This is a genomic window from Pseudomonas sp. NPDC087342 (assembly GCF_044744265.1).
GTDB classification, from domain to species: domain Bacteria; phylum Pseudomonadota; class Gammaproteobacteria; order Pseudomonadales; family Pseudomonadaceae; genus Aquipseudomonas; species Aquipseudomonas nunensis.
In genome coordinates this window covers 155633-178966 of the sequence record NZ_JBIUXZ010000005.1, presented here as the reverse complement: position 1 = coordinate 178966, position 23334 = coordinate 155633, and the positions used below count along the sequence as shown (strand labels likewise).

Below are 23334 nucleotides of genomic sequence, written 5' to 3'. Positions count from 1 at the left end.
TAGCATTACCCAACGGATCAATTCCCCCCTCAAGGAGCTTCAATGCTGTTCACCCAACGCTCGACCCACACCCCGTTTCTGCTGTGCGTGGTGATCTTTGGCACGTTCTTGCTGGTCCAGCTCAATGTGTTCAACATCATTGTCTGGAGCTACAACTTCTGCCACTTCCTGTATGGCTTCTGCGCGGCAATGTCGTTGGGCTACGTGACCGTCCCGTCGCGGTTTTTCAAGCGCTCGTTGCGGGAAAATTTTCACGTGCTGAAGGATGGAATCCCGTGGAGTCCATGGGGTGGCTTGATCATTGTGCTGTTCCTGTCGGCGTACAACGAGATGTATGTGGACCCGCGAGAAAACGGCATTCCGTTCAGCTCTGCCTACGCCAATTTTGTCGCCGATATGCTGGGCCTTGGCCTATGCCTTTTTCTCAGCCACTTCACCTTCCGCGACCGCCAGGGCAAGACCCGGACGGATTACGCAACAGCGCCAGCGATGGGTACTGCCGGCGATCAATGCTGACTCATCAACCCATGCATCACACCAAAGCGTAACCCCGGTTCGGAGGGTGTCATGTGCGAGATGCCAAACACCTTGAACGCCGCCAGCATCACCACTAGGCCGCCGGGCAGAATGCTCAGCCGATGAGTCTGCAACCCGGCCAGTTTGAGTTGTTTGACGTGCCCGACTTCGAGCAGGCGCAATGACAGGCGCAACAGCCCGCCGTAAGTGATGCCGCTCTGGCCATCGTCGTTCAGGCCGTTGGCCTTGAGCACTTTGGCCAGCATCCGCGCGGTGCCGGAAGAGCCGATGGTTTCCTGCCAGCCCAGCGCGCGATAACGCCGGGCGACTTTTTCAAACTGCAACGAGGCTACGCGCTCGGCCTCCAGCAGCGCCTGGGCGGTGATGCGACCGCCATGAAAGTAACGTGAACCGAAGGTGCCGCTGCCGATGGCAATGCTTTCGGTCATCAGTGGCTGAGTCCCGCGCCCCAGAATCAACTCGGTCGAGCCGCCGCCAATGTCCACCACCAGACGCTGACTCTCTGCACCCGGCAGCGTGTGCGCAACCCCGGCGTACACCAGGTGAGCCTCCTCCTGCCCGGAGATGACGTCGATCCGAAACCCCAAATGTCGCTCGGCACTGGCCAGGAACAGTTGCGCATTTTCGGCTTCGCGCACCGCGCTGGTGGCCACTGCCCGCACCCGGCACGACTCAAAGCCGCGCAACTTCTTGCCAAATCGCGCGAGCGCCTGCCAGCCACGGTCCAGCGCCAACTCATCCAGTGCCCCACCCTGTAACCCCTCGGCCAGACGCACCGGCTCGCGCAGGGTTTTCACTTCCTGGATGACGAACTGCTGATTCCGCCGGACCGATTGGCCAATCATCATGCGAAAGGCATTGGACCCCAGGTCAATGGCCGCAAACAGAGAAGCGTCTCCTTTCATGGTAGGGATTCCTGGCAGATTCATTCGCCCGCAATCGGGGCCTTCAAGACGGTTTGCGAAGATCTTGCCATGGCTTAGGTGACACGAAGATGACACCGCGTATCTCATGTCCTACAGCCTTTTCGTCACCACTTCGTCATATCTCCCGGAATACCATCGTCAGTGCCACCTTCCACGGGAGCCTCCCACCATGCTTGTAAATGACCACACCCTGATGCAGCGGATCCATCGCGAGCTGCTCGACCATAACGACGAAGAGTTGGAGCTGGAACTGCTGGAGGACGGCCACGATCTCGATGCGATGTTCGACGGGCACGTCAACGACGGCAGCGAGAAGGAAGAGAGACGACGTTATTTCAGCGAACTGTTCCGCCTGCAAGGCGAACTGGTGAAGCTGCAAAGCTGGGTGGTCAAGACCGGCGCCAAAGTGGTGATTCTTTTTGAAGGACGCGATGCCGCCGGCAAGGGTGGCGTGATCAAGCGCATTACCCAGCGGCTCAACCCTCGGGTTTGTCGGGTCGCCGCCCTGCCCGCGCCGAATGACCGCGAACGCACCCAATGGTATTTCCAGCGCTACGTTTCGCACCTGCCGGCAGCGGGTGAAATCGTGCTGTTCGACCGCAGCTGGTACAACCGCGCCGGGGTCGAGCAAGTCATGGGCTTTTGCAACGCCGATCAGTACGAAGAGTTCTTCCGTACCGTGCCGGAATTCGAACGGATGCTCGCCCGTTCCGGCATCCAGTTGATCAAATACTGGTTCTCGATTTCCGACCAGGAACAGCACCTGCGCTTTCTCAGTCGCATCCATGACCCGCTCAAGCAATGGAAACTCAGCCCCATGGACCTGGAGTCCCGTCGGCGCTGGGAAGCCTATACCAAGGCCAAGGAAATCATGCTCGAGCGCACCCACATCGCCGAAGCGCCATGGTGGGTGGTGCAAGCCGACGACAAGAAAAAGGCCCGCCTCAACTGCATCAACCACCTGCTCGGGCAAATGCCTTATGAAGAGGTGGAACATCCGACCATCGAACTGCCCCAGCGCGAGCGACAAGAGGATTATTCCCGCAGCCCGACGCCGCCGGAACTCATCGTGCCGCAAGTCTACTGATCGTCATCATTCTGTAACCTGACGCCGTCAATACTCAGGTCATACAACGCGTGCTTTTTTTATTGCTGCCTTAACCGGCAGCATTTTTTTTGCCTATGGTTTTTGCACCGGCAGACGCTTCAAGCCTGCCCGTCAAACCGCTTCAACGAAAACGCCGACAAATCCAGCTCACTGCTGCCCCGCACGCACCACTGCGCCAGTGCTTCACCCAACGCGGCGGAATGCTTGAAGCCGTGTCCGGAACAGGCGGACACCACCAGCGTGTTTTTCAGATGCGGATGCTCGTCGATGATGAAATCGCCATCCGGCGTGACGGTGTAGGCACAGATCGACGACTTGGCGACGCGTGAAGTGACGCCCGCGATCTTGCCGCGCACCTGGGTCTCGAACATCTCGTGTGCTTCGGCCTCGCTGACGGTCCGGTCGAGCGTGTCTGGCGAAGACGCTTCGCTGTATTGCTCGGTGGCGACTTTCAGGCTGCCTTCGCCGGGCAGCGGTGGAAATCCATAGTGCAGGTCCTCATCACCCGGCCCGTGATGCAGGATGAACGTCGGCGAAACCGGGGCAAACCGGGCGTGTTCTTCCAGTTCGAACCAGAACAGCTTCTGCCGACACACCCGCAGCAAGCGGTCGAAGGGTTGGCCCAACAATTCCCGGGACCACATGCCGGCGCTGATCACGACCTTGTCGGCCAGGATCGTTCGCTGGTCGGTAGTGACGGTGACGCCCTGCTCGTCCGAAGTTATCTGCGTGACGGTTTCACCTTTGAACAGGGTCGCGCCCAGCGCTTCGGCGAGCTGGAGTTGCACGGCAATGCAGCGCTCCGGACGGACGTAACCGCCCTGCGGTTCGAAGTAGCCGATGGCACTGTCCAGCACCGGAGAAAACTGCGGGAAGCGCTCGCGGATCTGCGCAGCCGACAGCCGCTCATGTTCGATGCCGTTGCTGTGGGCGAGTTGCAGGGTGCGATGAGTGAAGTCCGTGGCGTCCTGCGCGTCATAGTCAGGGCTGGAGGTCATGACCAGCACGCCGCACTGTTCGAACAGCGACTCGCCCGACAGCGCTTCGAGTTCACGCCAGATTCTGTGGGAGTTGCGAACGATGGGCAGATAGGCGGCACCCTCGCCGACCGAGAGCCGGGTGATGCGCGTATCGCCATGGCTTGAGCCTTGAGTGTGCGGGGGATGATAACGATCGACGCCGATCACATTGACCCCGGATTTCGCCAGTTGGTACGCCGTGGCTGCGCCCATCGCGCCCAAACCGAGAACCGCTACTTCACACCGTTCCATTCAATCGCCTTCCAGTCATCACCCGTTGAATGCTCAACCCTATGACATTCGCCGGCTGAAAAGCCAGACGTCTGCGCAGCACTGGCCGTAGACCCGCCATTACGCATACCATGCCGCCATTCCAAAAAAGGCAGACATGTCCATGTTCAAAGCAAGCCTGCGTAGCCACCTGACCCTCTGGTTTGCCGGTCTGTCGCTGCTCACCTTATTGAGTGTGGGCTTCTACGTCGGCCACATCGCCACCGGGCAGATGAAGCAGGCGAGCGGCAATGCGTTGTTGAGCACCGCCAAATCCGCCGCCGAGTTGTTGGGTGCGCAACTGCGTGAACGTCAGCTCGAAGTGTCGCTGCTCAGCCGGGCGCCGCTGTTGAAGCGTGGCAACCTGGATGACCCGGACATTTTGACTTCGATGGAATTGCGCTCTCAGTCCCGCGCCGAATACGCCTGGATGGGCGTGGCCGATGCGGATGGGCGAGTGCGGCAAGCGGTGAACGGGTTGCTGGTCAATCAGTCGGTGAAGGAGCGCCCGTGGTTTCAGGCCGGACTGCGCGGTGACTACACCGGCGATCCGCACGAGGCGGTGTTGCTCGCCAAACTGTTGCCAGGTAGCGCCAGCGGCGAACCGTTGCGGTTCATCGATTTTGCCGCGCCGATCCGCAATGCCCAGGGCCAGGTGGTCGGCGTGCTGGGCGCCCACGCGCATTGGAGCTGGGTGACGAAGATTGTCGATGCCGCCGTGTTGCAAAAAGGCACGGCGCCGGAAGTCGAGGCATTGATCGTCGATCACGACGGCAAAGTGCTGTACCCGGAACAACTCGCCGGGGAACAACTGCCGAATTTGCCAGGGACATTGAAAAACCCTGACACCACGCCAGGCTGGTCGGTGGGCAATGGCTACCTGACCAGTGCGGTCGCCGTGCCGACACCGTCGAGCGCGGGCCTGACGTGGTACATCGCGGTTCGGCAGCCACTGGATATCGCCCTGCATCCCGCGCGAGTGCTGTTCTACAAATTGCTGGCGCTGGGGTTCATCGCAGCGATCATTTTCGGTCTGGTGGCGTATTACCTGGCGCTGCACCTCAGCCGGCCGATCGAGCAACTGGCACGAGCGGCCAAACAGGTGCAGGACCACCAACCCGACGTGGCCTTTCCGCTGCAGCATTCGGTACGGGAAATCGCCCAACTGGTGCAGTCCATCCAGGGCATGACCCAGTCGTTACTCGGCAAGGAGCGCGAATTGCAGGAGGCCAATACCTCGCTGGAAGCCACAGTCGCGCAACGCACGGTCGCCCTCACCCAGGCCAATGCCGACTTGTTGAAACTGGCGACCCATGACGCGCTGACCGGTGTGTTCAACCGCCGACGTTTCGATGAGAAGCTGGCCGAGTGCAGCCTGTTGTTTCAGCGTACGGGGCGCACGTTCGCGCTGCTGTTCATCGACGTCGACTACTTCAAGCGCATCAACGATACCCACGGCCATGCGATCGGCGATGAAGTGCTGGAACAACTGGCGAAGCTGATCCAGCGCGACACCCGCGCCACCGACTTCGTTGCACGCTACGGCGGCGAAGAGTTTGCCGTGCTGTTGCCGGAAATCGAGGAGCCGGAAAGCCCCGAAGTTGTCGCCGAGAAGATTCGCGTGGCAATTGCCGAGGCGCACTTTGCCTCGGTCGGCCAGGTGACCGTGAGCATCGGCGTTGGTTTGGCGGAGCTATCGGACAGCAATGCCTCGGCGCTGATCAGACGCGCCGATCAGCAGTTGTACCAAGCCAAAGGCGCGGGACGGAACCGGGTTTGCTGTACAGCGTAAATATTCAAAATTGACTGAAACACTTGTGGGAGCGAGCTTGCTCGCGATGAGGCCCTGACAGTTGATATCCAAGTGACTGTCAGGCCGCCATCGCGAGCAAGCTCGCTCCCACAGGGGATCCGTTGTAGATACAAAAATATTACGGCGCCGGATAGCCTTCGACCTGATCCGGCCACGAGGTCAGCACTTCGAAGCCATCATCCGTGACCGCCACCATGTGCTCCCACTGCGCTGACCACGAAAGATCCTTGGTTACCACGGTCCAACCATCGGCCAGGGTTTTGACGTGGCGTTTGCCGGCATTCAGCATCGGTTCGATGGTGAAAATCATCCCGGTCTTCAACTTCAGGCCCTGGCCCGGATAGCCGTAATGCAACACCTGCGGCTCATCGTGATAGACCTTGCCGATGCCATGCCCGCAGTACTCGCGCACCACACTGAAACCGTCGCGCTCGGCCACGCTCTGGATCGCATGGCCGATGTCGCCCAGTGTCGCGCCGGGGCGTACAACGCGGATACCGGCGCACATCGCTTCATAGGTGGTCTGCACCAGGCGCCGCGCTTCCGGGCTCGGTTCACCGACGAAGTACATGCGACTGGTGTCGCCGAACCAACCGTCCTTGACCACGGCAATATCGATGTTGACGATATCGCCGTCCTTCAGCACCTGGGCCGAAGGGATGCCGTGACACACCACTTCGTTGACTGAAATGCACACGGTTTTCGGAAACCCGTGATAGCCGACATTGCCGGGAATGGCTTTCTGCACGTTGACGATGTAGTCGTTGCAACGGCGATCGAGTTCATCCAGCGTGACCCCGGCTTTAACGTAGGCCCCGATCATTGCCAGCACCTCGGCCGCCATCTGGCCCGCCACGCCGGACTGGGCGATGTGTGCCGGGCTGTTGATCACGACGCTGGTTCTCACGGCGCGGTTCATTGCACGGCTCCTGCGCTGGCTTGCGATTCATCCGCCAGTGCGCACACCTGTTGCAAATCGAGGCCACCGGCCTGTTCGGCGCGAATCAACAAACGGCAAATATCACTGTGATCCAGGTCGGGATGCAACTCTGCGAGCATGCCGATGCGCATCCAGTGCTCAGCCTGAGCGTTGATCGAGCGACTCAGCGCATTGCTGGCGACGCGCAGATTCTCGTGCATGTCTTCTGAAATTTTAACGATTCCCACAGGCCCATCCGATACGAAGTGTATATGATTCGTATACTATCTGAGCCGCTTGGGGGATCGCAACCGCCGATAGCGTTTTTCCGTCCTGCGGCGCTTTTGCTTGGGCACAATCGATCTAAAAAGACTGGCCCTGGCCTGGGAGTTTTTGGCTATTCTGAAGTGGTAGGTGAAGACGCAGACTGATGCGCAAGTGGATAGCGAGGAAGCGTGGGGCGCGCTCCGAAGGGTACACGGTTAGAAAGATCTCCGCGCTGAGATCCAGCCCTTATGCCGTGTGAGGCAGTGAAGCACAACGCTTTGCTGTGAGAGGCCTGATAAATCTCGTAAGCCGGAGACCAGCACCGGCCACCTACTCAAATTTCAAAGCCCGCCCTGTGCGGGCTTTTTCGTTTCTGCGAAATCATCAGGCAAGCCGAAAAAGACTCTTCTCCACCCTTCCCCCAATTTTGAAAAATCGCTTTGCGTTCTTGGCCATAACCTTAAGAGCGGCTGCGAATTAGACTGGCTGACGTCTGATCCGCGCCACGATTAAGGAAGAGAACGTGCATGACATTTTCACTATCAACTGGCTGCTTTGGCTGTCCACCATGGCACCGATGACCCTGAGTGCCGGCCCCGGCAACCTGATGGTGGCGACCTCTGGCGCACAGAGCGGTGTGCGCCGCTCGGTGCGGTTTATCGTCGGGCTCGATATCACCTACTTTCTGCTCGCGGTACTGGTGGGGTTGGGGCTTTATCACACGCTGATGAGCCATCCGACCCTGGTTTGGTGGCTGCAAGTGGTCGGCAGTTTCTACATCCTGTGGCTCGGTGTCCGGCTGCTGCGCCGTCCCTTGAAAGCCCCCGACAACAAGGCCCTGCACCTGCAGTTTCGCGACGGCATCGTGGTGCAACTGGGCAATGTGCAAGGCATCGTGATGCTGCTGGTGATGTTCACCACGTTTTTGCCCTCCGGTGACACCAGCAGCAGCGTCGTGCTGATCCTCAGCGCCGCGCTGATTTCGCTGAATTTTTTCTCCCACGTCATCTGGGTATCGATGGGCTCGACGGTGCAGAAACTGATCCGGGCACGGCCCACGCTGTTGGCATTTCAGAACACGGTCTTCGGACTGATGCTGATCGTTGTAGCGATCTGGATTTTCCTGCGTACCGGCCCGTTGTAAGGAGCTCCAATGACCCTCGCACACGGAATTGTGTTCGCCGCCCCCGGAACCCCGGACGTCCTCGAACTGCGCGAATATGAATTGCGCGCCCCCGGCCTCGGGGAGATCACCGTCGCCATCGAAGCGGCGGGCGTGAACTTCATCGATCTACACCGTCGCTCCGGCGTACAGGAGGACGGGTCGCCCTTCCCCCGGGGTGTCGGCATGGAAGGCGCGGGCCGGGTTGTCGAATGTGGACCGCAAGTGCATGGTTTTGCACCCGGTGACCGGGTAGCGTTCGTCGACAGCTCGACCGGAAGCTATGCCAGCCATGCGGTGCTGCCGGCAGCAAGGACGATCCGCCTGCCCGATGATGTGCCGAGCGAACTCGCCGCGTCATTGATGTTCAAGGGGCTGGCCGCCGAATACCTGACCCATCGCTGCGTACCGCTCAAACCGGATGACTGGGTGGTCTGGCACGCGGCGGCAGGCGGGGTCGGCAGCATCGCTACGGGATGGCTGATCGCACGCGGCGTACGCGTCATTGGTCTGGCTTCGACTGTAGCGAAAAGGCGCCAGGTGCTGGAGGCCGGTTGCAGCGCCGCCTTCGATGCCCAAGCCCCGAGGACACCGGTGTTTATTCGTGAAATGACCGAGGGCCAGGGCGCTCACATCGTTTTCGACTCCGTCGGGGCCGCGACAGTGGAACTGTCACTGGCAAGCCTGCGACCACGCGGCCACCTGGTGCTGTTTGGCAATGCCTCCGGCGACGTGACTGGCTTCAATCTGTCGCGGCTCGGCTACCTGGGCTCGTTGCATGTGACCCGACCGTCCTTGAAACACTACATCGGCCAGGACAACGAACTCGCTGCCGCCTCGGACCGGGTGCTACTGGCGTTGGCTGCCGGCGCGATCCTGCCGCCACAGGTAACGCGCATGCCGCTCGCCGAGGCAGCACAGGCCCATCGCATGGTTCAGGACCGACAAACCCGGGGCTCAGTGATCCTCGTGCCCTGAGCGTCCGGCACAATGGCCGCTAGGGTATTTCGGTGGTTCGGCTGTGGAACAGGCCCGTCAAATAGTCCACCACCCGATCAACCCGGCCCAAGCCCTGGGTCGCCTGATTGCGCAACAGCCAAATATCAGAATGGCGCGAAGGCCCGTCGGGCAGCACCTGACGCAAACCCAATCGGTGCCCGACATAGGCTGGCAGCGCGGCGATGCCAAGATTGGATTCGACGGCCTTGAGCTGGGCATTGAGGTTGGACACACGCATCCAGAGCTTCTGGTCAGCGCTTATTTCTTTCAACCACCGGGCGAGCGGCATATAGGACATTTCTTCAGTCCAGCCGATCAGATAGTGGTGCTTCAACTCGGCAGCGTCCGTTGGCAGCCCATAGACAGCGGCATAGCCTTCGGAGCAGAACAGGCTCTGCACCAGGGTGCCGACCCGGCGCATGGTGAAATTGCCGTTATCGGGCCGGTGCAACCGGATAATGATGTCGCTCTGGCTTTGCGTCAGCTTTGACGACACCGCCGAATTCATGAAGTCAAAGCCGATCCCCGGGTACTGCTCGCGAAACTCGCTCAGCGCCGGAATGATCAAGTGCGTGCCCATCAGCTCCGGGCAATCGATACGCACCTGCCCCGCCATCCGTTCGCCTGGCTGCGACATCTGCCTTTCGATCAGTTTGAAGCGTTCCTCCGACTCCAGCGCCAGCGGCAACAGCGCCCTCCCGGCTTCGGTCAGGAAATAGCCGTTGGTCTTCTTCAGGAACAACACGGTACTGAGCGATTCCTCCAGCCCGGCGATCCGTCGCGCCACGGTCGAGGCCGAAACTTTCAGCAAGTTTCCCGCCTCGGTCACGTTGTTCGATTTGGCGACAAAGATAAAAACCTTCAGATCGTCCCAGTTCATGTCATTCCCAAAAATGGAATATCGATCCCCACCTATTTCTATTCGAAGTAAGAGGAGGCCACGTTAATTTTTTCGCATCGAGCCATACCAGAGGACACAGGGATGATACGTAACTCGATGCGCGCACTTCCGGGGTTCATGCAACCGTTTTTGAGCTGGCTCACGGCCAAGCCCTTGCCTGAAGATCTCAATCAGGTCCGCCAGTTGAAGCCGGTTCACCATATTCTTGTGTCAGTGGGATTAATAGCGTTCGGCGTGGTGTTTGCTGCAATCGGTTACTTGCACGCCAGCCTTGCCCTCTGGTTGTCGGGCTTTGTCATCGCAACCGGTGGCATCAAGCAGATGCAAGTCATGATCTGCCACAACTGCGCCCACGACATGGTGTTTGAACAACGTGAGTTGAATGTTCGGGTGGGCCGGCTTATCTCTGGCGTACTGATGCTCAAGCCGTTCGATATCTACAAACAGGAACACGCCCTGCATCACAGCTCCAGAACCCTGCTGACCGACGATGACGACACACTGTCCTACCTGCGGAACGTGGTGGGCTTAACACCGTCCGACAGCATCGCAACCCTGTGGACCAAACTGGTGAGCGCCGCGTTGTCGCCACAGGCCATGCTGCGTTCTGCCTGGGGAAGATTGAAGGCGACGGCTCGCGCACCAAACAGGCCCGTGGCGCGATGGACGCTGATCTTCTGGGCGACCCTCTCGTTGCTGGCGGCAGCGGTTGGGCACTTCGATCTCTTTGTGATGACGTGGGTCGTGCCGGTGTTCATCGGCTATCACATCAGCACCACCTTCCGCCTGGCGGCCGAGCACACCTGGCCGAGCATCGAGGTGCTGGAGCGACGCGGTATCGACTTCATTTGCGAAAGTACGACCGGGGTGTTTATCGGTGAAGAACTGCGCATACCTGAAGGTGCCGGCGCTGTTCGACGCTTCGCTCATATTGGCGTATGGCTGATCAAGATGCTGGGTTTCCACTTGTTTATCCGCCTGTTCGTCATGGTCGGCGATACTCCGTGTCACGACTTTCATCACCGGCGCCCAAGATCGAAGGACTGGCCCAACTACGTGACAGCGCGAGAGCGCGACAGGCTCGAAGGCGCCCGGCCTTTTCCCAGTAACTACATCGACCATTGGGGATATATCAGCGCTGTCACGACCAACTTTCGCAAGTTCCAGCAGGCACTTCCGTATTACACAAACAGGCTGGCTACCTCAGAGGGATTTTAATGATGGCGTTCAACAAGACCGTTCTTCTTATGACTGTTCCCTCCGACTCCCATAGCTGGAACCTGGTATTCATGGAATTCCTGCTCAATGACTTCGGTTACAAGGTCGACAACATGGGGCCCAACACGCCGATGGATGAAGTGATTGAGCGGCTGCACAGTCACGGTTACGCGATGGTCGTGGTGAGCACAGTCAACGGCCACGGTTACATCGAAGGCACTGAACTCGCCCGACGCATCCGCAGCGAAACGAAACATGCCGAGGCGCTGTATATCGGCGGCAAGATCTGCACCGAAAACGACGCCGGGACCATTGCCCGGCATGGCGATACTTTGATGGCTGCCGGTTTTGACGAGGTGTTCGACGACAGCGTGGCGAACAGCTTCGATGCCTTTCAGCAACTGGTCAGCGCACAGCTGTATCCGACGTACCTGGAAAAACGGGTCGCCGGATGATCGACTTCAACCGCCACGTCCTCGAACGATATGACTCGCACGGCCCGATCCTCCAGCCGCGAATGGGCTTCAGTTGCCCGGCCCGGATGCAGGCCGGGCTGGAAGCCACGGCGGCCAGTCGCGCAAACACCGTGTGCACCATCACCCTCGATGCCTTCACTCGGGTGAAAGACCTCGACGCGGCTCAGCGCGCGATTGATAGCGACTCCATGCTCAATGGCTATCCGATCGTCAACCATCCAGCGGCCCAGACCCGCACCATGCTCGATCAGATTCATGCCCGCTATCGTCTGCCGGTGCAGATTCGTCATGGCTCTCCCGACCCGCTGCATATTTTTCAGCGCATGGTCGAAATCGGCTCGGCCACCACCGAGGGCGGGCCGCTTTCCTATTGCCTGCCCTACAGCCGCACGCCGTTGCGCCAGGCTTTCGCTCATTGGGAAAAAGCCTGTCAGGTGTTGGCCAGTGGTGTCGAACACAGCCACATCGAAAGCTTCGCCGGTTGCATGATGGGGCAGATGTGCGACCCGGCTATCCTGGTCGCACTGAATATTCTTGAAGGGTTGTTTTTGCGCGCACAAGGGATCGAGACCCTGTCCTTTTCCTACGCCCAGGGCACCTCTCCCGTACAGGACCGTGCGGCGGTGACAGCCTTGCAGCAACTTGCCGCCGAGTTCTTTGCGCCGGGCAGTTATCACTTCGTGGGGTATGTGTTCATGGGGTTTTTCCCGCGCACACTGGGCGGTTTCTGCCGAATCACCGGCGATGCGCTGGGCATGATCCGCGCCACCGGCGTGCAGCGGGTGATCATCAAGACGCCAGTGGAGTCACGCCGAATTCCTCGGATCGAGGAGAACATCGCCGCGCTGGAATATGCCGACTACTGCCTGCGCACCGACGGTGCTTTGCCGGACATTCCTTTCGACAGGCAAGAATATGTGCGCATTTTCAATGCTGCGAAACGACTGATCGAGGGCACACTGGCACGGGATTCCGACTTGTCGGAAGCAATTCTCGACGCCTTCGACAGTGGTTTCCTGTCGATTCCGTATTGCCTGCACCCGGACAACAAACGGGGCGCCGGCACCGTGGTCACCGCGCAAAACTACTACCAGGGATTCGAGGGCGAACGAGTAGAGAATGCCTTCTCGTTCCTGGCGGCGCTGCGGCACAACATCCGTACTTACGATGCGGTGCTTTGAGATCTGAATACCACTGTCCATGTGGGAGCGAGCTTGCTCGCGATAGCGGACTGTCAGCCAACAGAGATGTTGAATGTCAGTGCCTCATCGCGAGCAAGCTCGCTCCCACAGGTTTTGAGGTGGGTCTTACTGAACGGTTTTCAGCTTGATCACATCACCCGAAACCTTGGTGGTGTAACCGGTCAGGACGTAGGCCCAGAACCAGTTTTCCTGCACCTGGGTGTTGATCATGGCGTCGCCGCCCTTGGCTTTGATCGCGGCGTCTTGAGCGCGGACAAAACGGTTGTTGTGCTTGATCGGGATACAACCGAACAACAGCATGCCGGTGGCCGTGGCTTCACTGTGGCCCAGGACCGTGTATTGGCTGCTGTCGTAATGCTGGGTTGTCATCGGGGTGCCGGTGCAACCCGCCAGAACCAGACCGAACATTGCAACGGCGACCATTTTGCTGAGGTAATTCACTGTGTAACTCCATTAGAAAACGCCCGGGATCCGTCTCCCGAGCGGCGCGTACTCTAACGAAGGTAATGGCTGATAGATATCACTTTCCAGGGAGATTCAGACCGCTTCCTGCACCACGCCCCGCTCCTCCAGCAAACGCACAAACATGGTCAGGCTTTGCGACACGGTGCCCCGACGCCACACCAGCCAAGTGCGCAAATAACGGAAGGACTCCGACAGCGGCCAGATGCTCACCGTGGTGCAGCCGGGCATGCTTTCGAGCATGCTGCGGGGCATCAGCGCCAGACCCGCGCCGGCACTAACGCAAGCGAGCATGCCGTGATACGACTCCATCTCGAAAATCTTGCCGGGCACCGAAGCGTCCTTGCTGAACCAGCTTTCGAAGTGGTGTCGATAGGAACAGTTGGCGCGGAAGGCATAGATATTCTCGCCATTGACGTCTTGCGCACGATGGATCGGCGCGTGATTAAGCGGTGCGATCAGCACCATTTCTTCCTCGAACGCCGGTACGCCTTCAAGTGCCGGGTGCAAGACCGGCCCGTCGACAAACGCGGCAGCCAATCGCCCGGACAGCACGCCGTCGATCATGGTGCCGGAGGGTCCGGTGGACAGGTCCAGTTCGACCTTGGCGTGTTTCTGGTTGTAGGCAGCCAACAACTCCGGAATCCGCACCGCCGCCGTGCTTTCCAGCGAACCTAATGGAAATGATCCCTGGGGTTCTTCACCCGCGACCGTCGCCCTCGCTTCCTGGACCAGATCGAGAATGCGCCGGGCGTAATCAAGAAAACTCCACCCGGCCGGCGACAGGCGCAGGCGGCTTTTCTCGCGGATAAACAGGTCCACGCCCAGATCCTGCTCCAGTTGTTTGATCCGCGTTGTCAGGTTCGACGGCACCCGGTGGATGTGTTGAGCCGCCGCGCTGATGCTGCCGTGCTCGGCGACAGCCTTGAAAATTTCGAGCTGGACCAGATCCAAGTCATTCTCCAAACGTGAACGATAGACTCAGTATTATTCAGTTTCCAGAAAACAACCACCCCCGTAACCTGAGCACATTCCCACCCAGCAGGACGGTGCCATGAACCCGATTTCCAGTCTCACCCACGCCATTTCGATCAACCCCGTCAACGGCGAGCAGATCGGCCACTATGCTTTTGAATCCGCCGCGGAACTGGATGCCGCCCTCGCCCGTGCCGCCAACGGCTTCTCGGTCTGGCGCCGCACGCCGGTTGATCAGCGCGCGCAATTGCTGATTGCCCTGGCCCGTACCCTGCGCGACGACGCGCAAAAACTGGCGCAGATGATCAGCCTGGAAATGGGCAAACCCATCAATCAGGCCCGCGGTGAAATCGAAAAATGTGCGCAGCTCTGCGAGTGGTACGCCGAACACGGCCCCGCCATGCTGAGCGCCGAACCGACCCTGGTTGAAGGCGGCAAGGCACGCATCGAATACCGCCCGTTGGGCTCGATTCTCGCGGTGATGCCGTGGAACTTCCCGATCTGGCAAGTGCTGCGTGGCGCCGTTCCCGCGCTGATCGCTGGCAACACCTATGTCCTCAAGCACGCACCCAATGTGATGGGCAGCGCTTATCTGCTGCGCGATGCCATTCAGCGCGCCGGGTTTGCCGAAGGTGTGTTTGAAGTGATCAACGTCACGCCGGAGGGCGTTTCCAAGGCGATCTCCGATCCGCGCATTGCCGCCGTGACCCTCACCGGCAGCGTGCGCGCCGGCATGGCCATCGGCGCCCAGGCCGGTGCCGCGTTGAAAAAGTGCGTGCTGGAACTGGGCGGCTCCGATCCGTTCATCGTGCTCAACGATGCCGACCTGGATGACGCGGTCAAAGCCGCCGTGATTGGTCGTTACCAGAACACCGGGCAAGTCTGCGCCGCAGCCAAGCGCCTGATTGTCGAGCAAGGCGTGGTCGAGGAATTCACCCGCAAGTTTGTCGAAGCCACGCGCCAATTGGTGATCGGCGATCCACTGTCCACCGACACCTACATCGGTCCCATGGCTCGCTTTGATCTGCGTGATGAACTGGACCAACAAGTGCGCGACACCCTGGAAGAAGGCGCGACCCTGTTGTTGGGCGGTAACAAGGCTGAAGGCCCTGGCAACTTCTACGCGCCGACCGTGCTCGCTGATGTCACCGACCAGATGACCTCGTTCAAACAGGAACTGTTCGGCCCGGTGGCCTCGATCATCACCGCGCGCGATGCCGACCACGCACTGGCACTGGCCAATGACAGCGACTTCGGGCTGACGGCGACTATCTACACCCGCAATCTCGAACTGGCCAGGCAGATGGCCGACGAACTGGAGACCGGCGGTGTGTTCATCAATGGCTACAGCGCCAGCGACCCACGCGTCACCTTCGGTGGCGTGAAGAAAAGCGGGTTTGGCCGCGAACTGTCGCACTTCGGCGTGCGTGAATTCTGCAACGCCCAGACCGTTTGGCTGGATCGTCGCTGAGTGCATCGATAAGCCTGGGGGCGTTTAGCTCCCAGGCGTTGTTCAGGCTTCAACTGACGGATTGCCTGCGCCAGGTCGTACAAACCACTGCCCGGTAATCCGCCCGCCCCACTGCTCCACTTCTTGTTCCTGCTCCAGCGTGAAGCCCACGTCTTCATACAATTTGCGCGCCGCATCCAGGCCCTTGAAGGTCCACAGTCGTGTTTCGCGAAAGCCCCATTCGTCACAGAACTTGATGGCCTCCGCCAACAGGCGTTTGCCCGCGCCTTTGCCCCGCGCGCTGTCATCCAGAATGAAACAGCGCAGCAGCGCGCCACCACCCTCGCCTTCACCGTCAATGGCAATCGAACCGACAATGCGCTCGCCATCCAGCGCCGCCCACACCTCGTTGCGCGGGTTGTGCAGTCGGCCCATCAGTTCGGCCATGTCGCAGGCCACCAGGCTTTCAAATGGCTGACCGAAATTCGCGTACCGGGCGTAGTAGCTGGCATGCATTTCCACCATGCGACCGATGATCCCGGGACGGTAGCCCCGCGCAATCGCCAGCGACGCCGAGTGTGGTTCTGTACCGAGGCGCTGGGTTCGCAGGGCAGTTGCGTAATGACCAAGCCCTGCACTGACCGTCTGCTGTTGCACCTCGCTCAAATGCGCCATGGCCGCGCCGACCCGCTGGACGGCGAAGGCGTCCACCGCGCGCAAGGTCTGCCGGCCCTGATCGGTCAGTTGCAGCTTTTTCGAGCGCGCATCCTGCTCGTTGGGCACTTCTTCGATTTCACCCGCCTCGATGAGTTTGCGCACCATGCGGCTGACACTGGATTTTTCCAGACCGAGCATGCCCACCAGTTCCACGGCGGTTAGCGAATCGTGGTTACCCAACTCAACGATGGTGTGCACGGAGGACGGCGGATAGTCCGTCGCCGCCAGCGTGGCTTGCATGAAACCCAGCTCGCGCACCATCAGGCGCGACGCCGAGCGAACGTGGTGGATCAGGTCGGAATCGATCACGGCGCGCACCTCATGGAAAACGGTTATTTAGTTGTATCGCACAACAAAATAATCGTCAATTGAGGATCTACGGGATCAATTCGCGTTGCGCCCTCGACCTGCCAGGACGATGGCGAGTGCGGCGACGATCAGCACGGTGGTGACCACAAACGTGATGCGCATTCCGCTGGCGACAAACACCGCGCCGATCACCGAGGCGCCGGTGATCAGCCCGAGATTGCGCGACAGGTTGAGCAGCCCGGACATCATGCCGCGCTGGTCCGCCGGCACGTCCACCATCACCAGCGTGTTGTTGGCGGCCTGGAACAGTTGATAGCCGGGCGTCAGGACGGCGATGCCCGCGACATACCCCGCCACTCCCAACAGGTCAGGCAGCAGGGCCAGCGCCATCGAACCCGCAGCCATCGCCATTAGCCCGACGACGGCCATCATCAGCGCGCCAAATCGATCAACCACCCGCCCCGCCGGGAAACCGCTCAGCACGGAAATGATCGGACCGATCGACATCACCATGCCGACCAGCGCCAGGTTCAGTCCCAGCCCCCGGGTCAGGTAAAACGGCCCGACCACCAGCGTCGCCATCATCACTGTCGACACCAACAGATTGCTGGCAAGGCTGCAGCTCAGCGCCAGATCGCGCAACAGCCCCAGGCGAATCAATGGCGATGCCACTTTCGCCTCGGCGAAAACAAAAAGCCCGCCACCCACCACCGCCGCCAGCAACAGCGCAGCAAAACTGCCATGCCCCTGGGTCATGGCGAGGGCATACGCCGCGAGGGTCAGCGCCAGCAGCAAAGTGCCCAGTGGGTCAAAACCGCCACGCACGGTGTTCGGGCCGCGACGATCGGCAGGCAGGTGAAGCCAGGCGAGCGCAAATGTGAGGATGCCTAGCGGCACGTTGATCAGGAATATCGCCTGCCAACCGAGGCCGGCAATCAACACGCCGCCCAGTGACGGACCCAGCGCGGTGCCGATGGCTGACATCGTTCCGAGCAATCCCATGGCGCTCCCGGTCTTGGCCTTCGGCACCGTCTCGCCGATAAACGCCAGGGTCAGGGCCATCATGATCGCCGCGCCGAGTCCCTGGACGGCGCGCGCGGCAATCAACAGCGAGAGCGAGGGCGCCAATCCGCACAAGACAGAGGCCAGGGTGAACAGCGCGATACCGATCAACAACAGCCGACGACGGCCGATCAGGTCACCGAGCCGACCGGCGCTCACAATTAACGTGGTAATCGCCAGCAGGTACGCGAGGACAACCCACTGTACTTGCTGAAAGGACGCACCAAACACCTGCGCCAACGCGGGCAAGCCGACATTGGCGATGCTGGTGCCCAGCGATGACAGCAACATCGATAACGACAGGCTGGCGAGCACCCAGCGCAGGGAGGGTGTTTGTTGCGCATTGGCGGTCAGGGTTTGAACTGGAGGGGTCATGCAAGTGAACTCCTTGGCAGGCCGCTCCCGAGCGGAGCTGTGAAAAGCCTACGACGCAGCCTGACCAGGCGGAAGACGCAGCGTTTGCACATTACTTGTGCGTCTGACGCGCTATCTCGATGACGCCTGTGCTACCGTCGGACCATGTCGATGCCCGATCTCAACCTGCTTATCACCCTCGATGTTCTGCTCGCGGAAGGCAGCGTTACGCGCGCGGCCCGGCGCCTGCACCTGAGCCCGTCGGCGATGAGCCGGGCACTGGCGCGGTTGCGCGAAACCACGGGGGATCCGCTGCTGGTGCGAGCCGGTCGCGGCCTCGTGCCCACGCCCCGGGCGCTGGAATTGCGCGAGCGGGTCAGTCAATTGGTCCAGGAGGCCGAAGCGGTGTTGCGCCCCGTCGAGCAGCTCAACCTGAAACAGTTGGTGCGCACTTTCACCGTGCGCACCAGCGACGGTTTTGTGGAAACCTTCGGCCCGGACCTGCTGGCGCGCGTCAGCGAAGAAGCGCCGGGCGTGCGCCTGCTGTTCGTGCAGAAACCGAACAAGGACAGCACCCCGCTACGCGATGGCAGCGTGGACATGGAAACCGGCGTGGTGGGTGCGTCCATGGCGCCGGAGGTGCGGACCCAGGCGTTGTTCAGGGATCGTTTTATCGGTGTCGTGCGTTTGGAACATCCGCTGAGCCAAGGCGAAATCACCGCAGCTCGTTATGCCGCCGGCCGACACATTGGCGTGTCGCGGCGGGGCCCGGAAAAAGGCCCGACGGCAATTGATGACGCCTTGGGCGCATTCGGACTGGAACGGCAAATCGTCACCCTGGTCGGCGGCTATTCCACCGCCCTGGCGCTGGTCCGCGCCTGCGACCTGATCGCCAGCGTCCCCGAACGGCATACCGCCAGCCTGCGCGGCGGGCTGCATAGTTTTGCCCTGCCGCTGTCGATCCCGCCGATCACCGTTTCATTGTTCTGGCATCCACGGCTGGACGCCGACCCGGCGCATCGCTGGTTGCGCGGGTGCATTCGGGATGTGTGTGCCGAGCCATTGTTGTAGCGCGTGGTAGAAAAAACTTATTCACCCGAGCCGCCCATGCATTCCGCAGTGGCAGCAAGTGACGTTCCCGCCTGTTGCACCAGCTTGCGCCACTCGTCACTGGTGATGAGATCGGCGCGCTCCATGTCGTCGGCTCTCCTCAACAACCTGAAGTATTTGTCCTCTGGGTTTATTTGGTTTTCAGTCAAGGCGAATAGCTTGCGCCAGGCTGTCATGACGAGTCTTCGCTGCGCCTCTCTCATTGGAACCCCTATTGTTGGTCTACAGGGTAGAGGTTAGCCCTTCGGTAGCGTTCCATATGATGGCACGCCATGCGACCAATGGTGGCCGCGCGCCATTAATGTGAAGGCATTCAAAGGAAAGAAAGGCTCGACACGGCCAGCTGTAGACAGCCGATGATGGAGAAAAGGGATCAATGAGCCCGATGCACGGGTGCGAGCAGTTGGCCAAGTCGCAGCTACGATCCCTGTATTGGCATTCAGACTCATTGATCATTGCCCAGCTCAATGTTGGGCTTATTTCCATTTCACCAATGGAGATGATGCAGTGGTCACGCGAATCGCGGCCATGCAGTTATTTTTTAGCAAGGTTACTTTTGTCTGTCTAATAACCTTTTGACTCGGCTTTATAGGCTAATGAAATACCTGATTTGCCCAGGCGCGATGCCGTGCGGTGGACCGTCGGGATGCCCTTGAGGCGCAGGGTCCTGGCTTCCCGGCGCAACCGTTAGCGCCTCACCGTGATGAGGGCATAACCGTTCGCGATACGAGCCATGCAAGTACGCAAGCGATCAGAAGAAATACGCCACTTGCGATGAAAGTGGCTTGGAAGCCGGCGCCGTCATACAGCACACCACCCACCGTCGCGCCGAGTGTGATTGCCAACTGAATAACTGCCACCATGAGACCGCCGCCGGTTTCGGCGTCCCGCGGAAGCCTGCGTGAAAGCCATGTGAACCAGCCTACAGGCGCGCATGTAGCAACCAGCCCCCACGCACCCAACAGAACAGCTGTAACCCGGAACGAACTACCACAGACAATCAACGCCAGGGCAATTCCCGACATTACCAGTGGAATGAGCATCAGCACTCGATAAAGACTGTGGTTCAGCACTGAGCCGATCACCATCGTGCCCGCCAATCCGGCCATTCCGATGATCAGCAATAGCAGGGATAATCCAGGCACATCAACGCGGGTCACCGACTCAAGAAACGGACGCAGATAGGTAAATAACGCGAACTGCCCCATAAACAAAAATGCTACTGCGGCCATGCCCAGCGAGACATTGGCGTTACCTAACAGCCGAAACACATCAGTTACAGATCCGGACTCATTTTGACCAGGCATTTTCGGCAACGTGAATGCCTGCCAACACAGCGCCACAGCGGCGAGCGGAACCACACAGAAGAATGCACCTCGCCAGCCGATCAGCCCGCCCATGAAACTGCCGATGGGTGCTGCAACTGCAGTGGCCAGTGCAGTACCGCCCTGGATCAAAGCGATGGCTTTAGGCACGAAACTCTCGGGTGCAATTCGCATCATGACGGCGGTCGACATTGACCAGCTGCCACCAATAGCGATCCCCAAAATGGCTCGACCCACCATCAGTGTCGAGTAGTTCGGGGCAAAAGCAACGAGCGTGCCCGAGGCAATCAATAAGGCTGTCAGGAATAGCAAAACGGGCCTTCGGTCGAGCCGGCGAATGACTGATGAGATGAAAAGACTGGTGACGACCGCAAAAAGGCCAGAAATGGAAATCGCTTGCCCGGCCTGCCCTTCGGTCAGCGCGAGATCGGTCGCAATCGGCGTGAGCAAACTCACCGGCAGAAACTCGGAAGTCACCAAGGCGAAAGCGCACAGCGACATGGCCAATACGGCGCCCCAAACCTGTCGGCTCGTTGTTTGAATGGGTAAGGCGGTGCTGCTCATCTGGTTCCCTCAAATACTCAAATACATAAAGCGCCAGCGTCGTTCCACGACAAAAGTCACTTAAGGCCGGATTGGAAGAACGCGGTCAGCTTGGCAAACGGGATCAGGTCAACCCGATCGTAGAGATCCACATGGCCCGCACCGGGAATGATGACCAGCTCCTTGGGTTGACCCGCCAGTCGATAAGCCTCTTCGCTGAACTCACGCGAGTGAGCATTTGCACCGGTGATGAACAACATCGGGCGCGGCGAGATCGTCTCGATATCGTTGAACGGATAGAAGTTCATGAACTTGGCATTGCTGGTCAGCGTCGGGTGAGTAGTCAGCAACGGTGACTGGTCTTTGGGGGTGAACTCACCGCGTGGCGTGCGGTAGAAGTCGTAGAATTCGCGCTCGATAGCGTTAGATGTGTCCGTCAGTTCATGGACGGTTCCGCTGGTGTACTTGCTTTTGCCACCAGTGAACTCGACATAACGCTGCTCGGCAGCAGCGGCAATGGCTTGCTTCCTTTGCTCGACAGTGACGGAATGCTGCAAGCCGTTTCGATTGGCCGCGCCCATGTCATACATGCTAACCGTGGCAATGGCCCTCATCCGAGGGTCGATCTTGGCAGCGCTGATAACAAAGCTCCCGCTACCACAAATGCCCAGGACACCGATCCGGTTCCGATCAACGAATGTCTGTGTGCCGAGGTAATCCACGGCTGCACTGAAGTCTTCCGCATAAATTTCTGGCGAAACCGCGTTGCGCGGTTGCCCATCGCTTTCGCCCCAAAACGACAGATCGATGGCAAGGGTCACGAAACCTTGCTCAGCGAGCTTCTGGGCATACAGGTTCGAACTCTGTTCTTTGACCGCGCCCATGGGATGACCAACGATGATTGCTGCACTTTGGCTGCCGGGCTTCAGACCTTTAGGGACGAACAGATTTCCTGCAGTTTTCATCTGGTACTGATTTTTGAAGGTCACCTTCTGCATCGTGACCTTCTCACTTTTGTAAAAATTATCAGCTCCGTTAGACATGTCTGCTCCCAGTACAGAGAGCGACGCCATCAGAAGGCCGAGCAAGATAACGAGTTTTCTCATGAGGGTGCTCCCATCAGTGAATAGGTGCTGATCCACCTGGTTGCCGGGTCTGGATCAGCGAGTGGTATGAGCCATACCTGTAGCTACAAGTGAGGCTTGCCCTATTCTCTGGGAATACGTCATGCTTGATAATCTAATGAAAGCTTGTTGTAGCTATAAGCACAGCTAATCAATCTGGAAAGGCGGGCTTCGATGCCACGACATAATCTGAACGATCTCCTGGCCTTTGTGACGGTCGCCAGGGAAGGTAGCTTTACCCGAGCGGCGGCCCATTTGGGTGTCACGCAGTCCGCCCTGAGCCAGACTGTGTCCGGGCTTGAAAAGCGACTGAAGATTCGTCTGCTTACGCGCACAACCCGCAGCGTTGCGCCGACCAGCGCGGGCGAACGCCTGATGCAAGCCATTGGTCGTCGTTTCGATGAGATCGAGGCTGAGCTGGATGCGTTGACCGAACTTCGTGACAAACCTGCGGGCACGGTACGCATTACCTGCGGTGATTTTGTCTTGAAGACGATCCTCCTTCCGCGACTTACGCCTTTGCTCCTCGAATACCCCGATATCAAGGTTGAGTTTGATATCAACTATGGCTTCCGGGACATTGTTGCTGACCGCTTCGATGCGGGCATCAGATTTGGCGACACCGTCGATAAAGATATGATCGCCGTTCCAATCGGCCCGCAGGTAAGGATGGCTGCAGTAGCATCACCAGCGTATTTCGCAGACAACCGCGCGCCAAAAAAGCCGCAGGATCTGGTGACTCACCGCTGTATCGACATACGCTATCCAACCCTTGGCGGACTTGATGCCTGGGAATTCGAAAAACGTGGTCGAAAGATCAACGTGCGCGTGGTGGGCCAAGTCATTGTGAACACGAGCGCACATGTCCCGGCGGCGGCAGTTAACGGTTTAGGTATCGCCTATTTACCGGAAGAAGAATTTGCACCGTACATTGAGGATGGCCGCTTGATACGAGTATTGGAGGACTGGTGCCCGTTGTTCTCGGGTTATCACCTGTACTACCCAAGCCGTCGCTTGCCAACACCCGCCTTTTCACTGGTTCTGAATGCTCTTCGAGGAGATGAACTCTCTAGAGGCAGCGCATGA

23 protein-coding genes are annotated in these 23334 nt (G+C 59.3%); 11 read left to right on the top strand and 12 right to left on the bottom strand.

What is annotated here, in order from left to right:
* Positions 1 to 42: 42 nt before the first annotated feature.
* On the top strand, positions 43 to 516 hold the full coding sequence (locus tag ACIOYV_RS14870; RefSeq protein ID WP_401324610.1) for a hypothetical protein: 474 nt from the start codon (positions 43 to 45) through the stop codon (positions 514 to 516).
* Here the strand turns inward: ACIOYV_RS14870 and ACIOYV_RS14865 are convergent.
* Positions 507 to 1442, bottom strand: a complete 936-nt coding sequence (locus ACIOYV_RS14865) for a Ppx/GppA family phosphatase (protein ID WP_054048845.1) — start codon at positions 1440 to 1442, stop codon at positions 507 to 509. The two genes, ACIOYV_RS14870 and ACIOYV_RS14865, sit on opposite strands and share 10 nt — an antisense overlap.
* A 214-nt stretch (positions 1443 to 1656) precedes the next feature.
* On the opposite strand from ACIOYV_RS14865, the gene ppk2 reads away from it, so the two are divergent.
* Positions 1657 to 2550 carry a polyphosphate kinase 2 gene (ppk2, locus tag ACIOYV_RS14860; RefSeq protein ID WP_177331458.1) on the top strand — a complete coding sequence of 298 codons (894 nt, stop codon included), beginning with the start codon at positions 1657 to 1659 and terminating at the stop codon, positions 2548 to 2550.
* A gap of 119 nt (positions 2551 to 2669) precedes the next feature.
* On the opposite strand, the gene solA is transcribed toward ppk2, so the two are convergent.
* Positions 2670 to 3842, bottom strand: a complete 1173-nt coding sequence (gene solA, locus ACIOYV_RS14855) for an N-methyl-L-tryptophan oxidase (RefSeq protein WP_401324608.1) — start codon at positions 3840 to 3842, stop codon at positions 2670 to 2672.
* Positions 3843 to 3984: 142 nt separating this feature from the next.
* Between solA and ACIOYV_RS14850 the strand changes: the two genes are divergently transcribed.
* Positions 3985 to 5652 carry a diguanylate cyclase gene (locus ACIOYV_RS14850; RefSeq protein ID WP_401324606.1) on the top strand — a complete coding sequence of 556 codons (1668 nt, stop codon included), beginning with the start codon at positions 3985 to 3987 and terminating at the stop codon, positions 5650 to 5652.
* 139 nt (positions 5653 to 5791) lie between these two features.
* On the opposite strand, the gene map is transcribed toward ACIOYV_RS14850, so the two are convergent.
* Both map and ACIOYV_RS14840 read right to left on the bottom strand, forming a co-directional pair.
* Positions 5792 to 6592, bottom strand: a complete 801-nt coding sequence (gene map / locus ACIOYV_RS14845) for a type I methionyl aminopeptidase (protein ID WP_283777353.1) — start codon at positions 6590 to 6592, stop codon at positions 5792 to 5794.
* Complete coding sequence (locus ACIOYV_RS14840) at positions 6589 to 6840, bottom strand: ParD-like family protein (RefSeq protein ID WP_054048853.1); 252 nt, start codon at positions 6838 to 6840, stop codon at positions 6589 to 6591. Before ACIOYV_RS14840 ends, map begins: the two co-directional genes overlap by 4 nt.
* A gap of 587 nt (positions 6841 to 7427) precedes the next feature.
* On the opposite strand from ACIOYV_RS14840, the gene ACIOYV_RS14835 reads away from it, so the two are divergent.
* On the top strand, positions 7428 to 8003 hold the full coding sequence (locus tag ACIOYV_RS14835; protein ID WP_401324773.1) for a LysE family translocator: 576 nt from the start codon (positions 7428 to 7430) through the stop codon (positions 8001 to 8003).
* 9 nt (positions 8004 to 8012) lie between these two features.
* On the top strand, positions 8013 to 8999 hold the full coding sequence (locus ACIOYV_RS14830; RefSeq protein ID WP_401324604.1) for a quinone oxidoreductase family protein: 987 nt from the start codon (positions 8013 to 8015) through the stop codon (positions 8997 to 8999).
* A 19-nt stretch (positions 9000 to 9018) separates the two neighbouring features.
* Here the strand turns inward: ACIOYV_RS14830 and ACIOYV_RS14825 are convergent, their stop codons facing one another.
* Complete coding sequence (locus ACIOYV_RS14825) at positions 9019 to 9900, bottom strand: LysR family transcriptional regulator (protein ID WP_401324602.1); 882 nt, start codon at positions 9898 to 9900, stop codon at positions 9019 to 9021.
* A gap of 117 nt (positions 9901 to 10017) precedes the next feature.
* Between ACIOYV_RS14825 and ACIOYV_RS14820 the strand changes: the two genes are divergently transcribed.
* Genes ACIOYV_RS14820 through ACIOYV_RS14810 form a run of 3 tightly spaced genes read left to right on the top strand, consistent with a single transcriptional unit; the run spans position 10018 to position 12796 of the window.
* On the top strand, positions 10018 to 11139 hold the full coding sequence (locus tag ACIOYV_RS14820) for a fatty acid desaturase (protein WP_401324600.1): 1122 nt from the start codon (positions 10018 to 10020) through the stop codon (positions 11137 to 11139).
* A gap of 29 nt (positions 11140 to 11168) precedes the next feature.
* Positions 11169 to 11594: a cobalamin B12-binding domain-containing protein gene (locus tag ACIOYV_RS14815; protein ID WP_401324598.1), complete on the top strand. Its 426-nt coding sequence runs from the start codon at positions 11169 to 11171 to the stop codon at positions 11592 to 11594.
* Positions 11591 to 12796, top strand: a complete 1206-nt coding sequence (locus ACIOYV_RS14810; RefSeq protein ID WP_401324597.1) for a methylaspartate mutase — start codon at positions 11591 to 11593, stop codon at positions 12794 to 12796. The genes ACIOYV_RS14815 and ACIOYV_RS14810 overlap by 4 nt, the downstream gene beginning before the upstream one ends.
* A 126-nt stretch (positions 12797 to 12922) precedes the next feature.
* On the opposite strand, the gene ACIOYV_RS14805 is transcribed toward ACIOYV_RS14810, so the two are convergent.
* Together ACIOYV_RS14805 and ACIOYV_RS14800 are read right to left on the bottom strand one after the other, a co-directional pair.
* Complete coding sequence (locus tag ACIOYV_RS14805; protein WP_054048860.1) at positions 12923 to 13258, bottom strand: hypothetical protein; 336 nt, start codon at positions 13256 to 13258, stop codon at positions 12923 to 12925.
* 96 nt (positions 13259 to 13354) lie between these two features.
* Positions 13355 to 14233 (bottom strand): putrescine utilization regulator PtrR, encoded by an 879-nt coding sequence (locus tag ACIOYV_RS14800; RefSeq protein WP_054048863.1) that lies wholly within the window; start codon positions 14231 to 14233, stop codon positions 13355 to 13357.
* Between the two features lie 100 nt (positions 14234 to 14333).
* Here ACIOYV_RS14800 and ACIOYV_RS14795 point away from each other — a divergent pair, with 100 nt between their 5' ends.
* The gene (locus tag ACIOYV_RS14795; protein ID WP_401324595.1) at positions 14334 to 15725 is read left to right on the top strand and encodes an aldehyde dehydrogenase family protein; all 1392 of its coding nucleotides are present in this window, start codon (positions 14334 to 14336) and stop codon (positions 15723 to 15725) included.
* Between the two features lie 42 nt (positions 15726 to 15767).
* On the opposite strand, the gene ACIOYV_RS14790 is transcribed toward ACIOYV_RS14795, so the two are convergent.
* Together ACIOYV_RS14790 and ACIOYV_RS14785 are read right to left on the bottom strand one after the other, a co-directional pair.
* Positions 15768 to 16682 carry a GNAT family N-acetyltransferase gene (locus ACIOYV_RS14790; protein WP_401324771.1) on the bottom strand — a complete coding sequence of 305 codons (915 nt, stop codon included), beginning with the start codon at positions 16680 to 16682 and terminating at the stop codon, positions 15768 to 15770.
* A gap of 123 nt (positions 16683 to 16805) precedes the next feature.
* Complete coding sequence (locus ACIOYV_RS14785) at positions 16806 to 18167, bottom strand: MFS transporter (RefSeq protein ID WP_401324593.1); 1362 nt, start codon at positions 18165 to 18167, stop codon at positions 16806 to 16808.
* A 144-nt stretch (positions 18168 to 18311) separates the two neighbouring features.
* Between ACIOYV_RS14785 and ACIOYV_RS14780 the strand changes: the two genes are divergently transcribed.
* The gene (locus ACIOYV_RS14780) at positions 18312 to 19217 is read left to right on the top strand and encodes a LysR family transcriptional regulator (protein WP_401324591.1); all 906 of its coding nucleotides are present in this window, start codon (positions 18312 to 18314) and stop codon (positions 19215 to 19217) included.
* A 17-nt stretch (positions 19218 to 19234) separates the two neighbouring features.
* Here ACIOYV_RS14780 and ACIOYV_RS14775 read toward each other — a convergent pair whose 3' ends face one another.
* From ACIOYV_RS14775 to ACIOYV_RS14765, 3 genes are all read right to left on the bottom strand, one after another.
* Positions 19235 to 19432, bottom strand: coding sequence for a hypothetical protein (locus ACIOYV_RS14775; RefSeq protein WP_265044703.1), 198 nt, complete (start codon positions 19430 to 19432; stop codon positions 19235 to 19237).
* Positions 19433 to 19951: 519 nt separating this feature from the next.
* Positions 19952 to 21145, bottom strand: a complete 1194-nt coding sequence (locus ACIOYV_RS14770; protein ID WP_401324589.1) for an MFS transporter — start codon at positions 21143 to 21145, stop codon at positions 19952 to 19954.
* A gap of 56 nt (positions 21146 to 21201) precedes the next feature.
* Complete coding sequence (locus ACIOYV_RS14765) at positions 21202 to 22230, bottom strand: alpha/beta hydrolase (protein ID WP_401324587.1); 1029 nt, start codon at positions 22228 to 22230, stop codon at positions 21202 to 21204.
* Positions 22231 to 22422: 192 nt separating this feature from the next.
* Here ACIOYV_RS14765 and ACIOYV_RS14760 point away from each other — a divergent pair, with 192 nt between their 5' ends.
* The gene (locus ACIOYV_RS14760; protein WP_401324585.1) at positions 22423 to 23334 is read left to right on the top strand and encodes a LysR family transcriptional regulator; all 912 of its coding nucleotides are present in this window, start codon (positions 22423 to 22425) and stop codon (positions 23332 to 23334) included.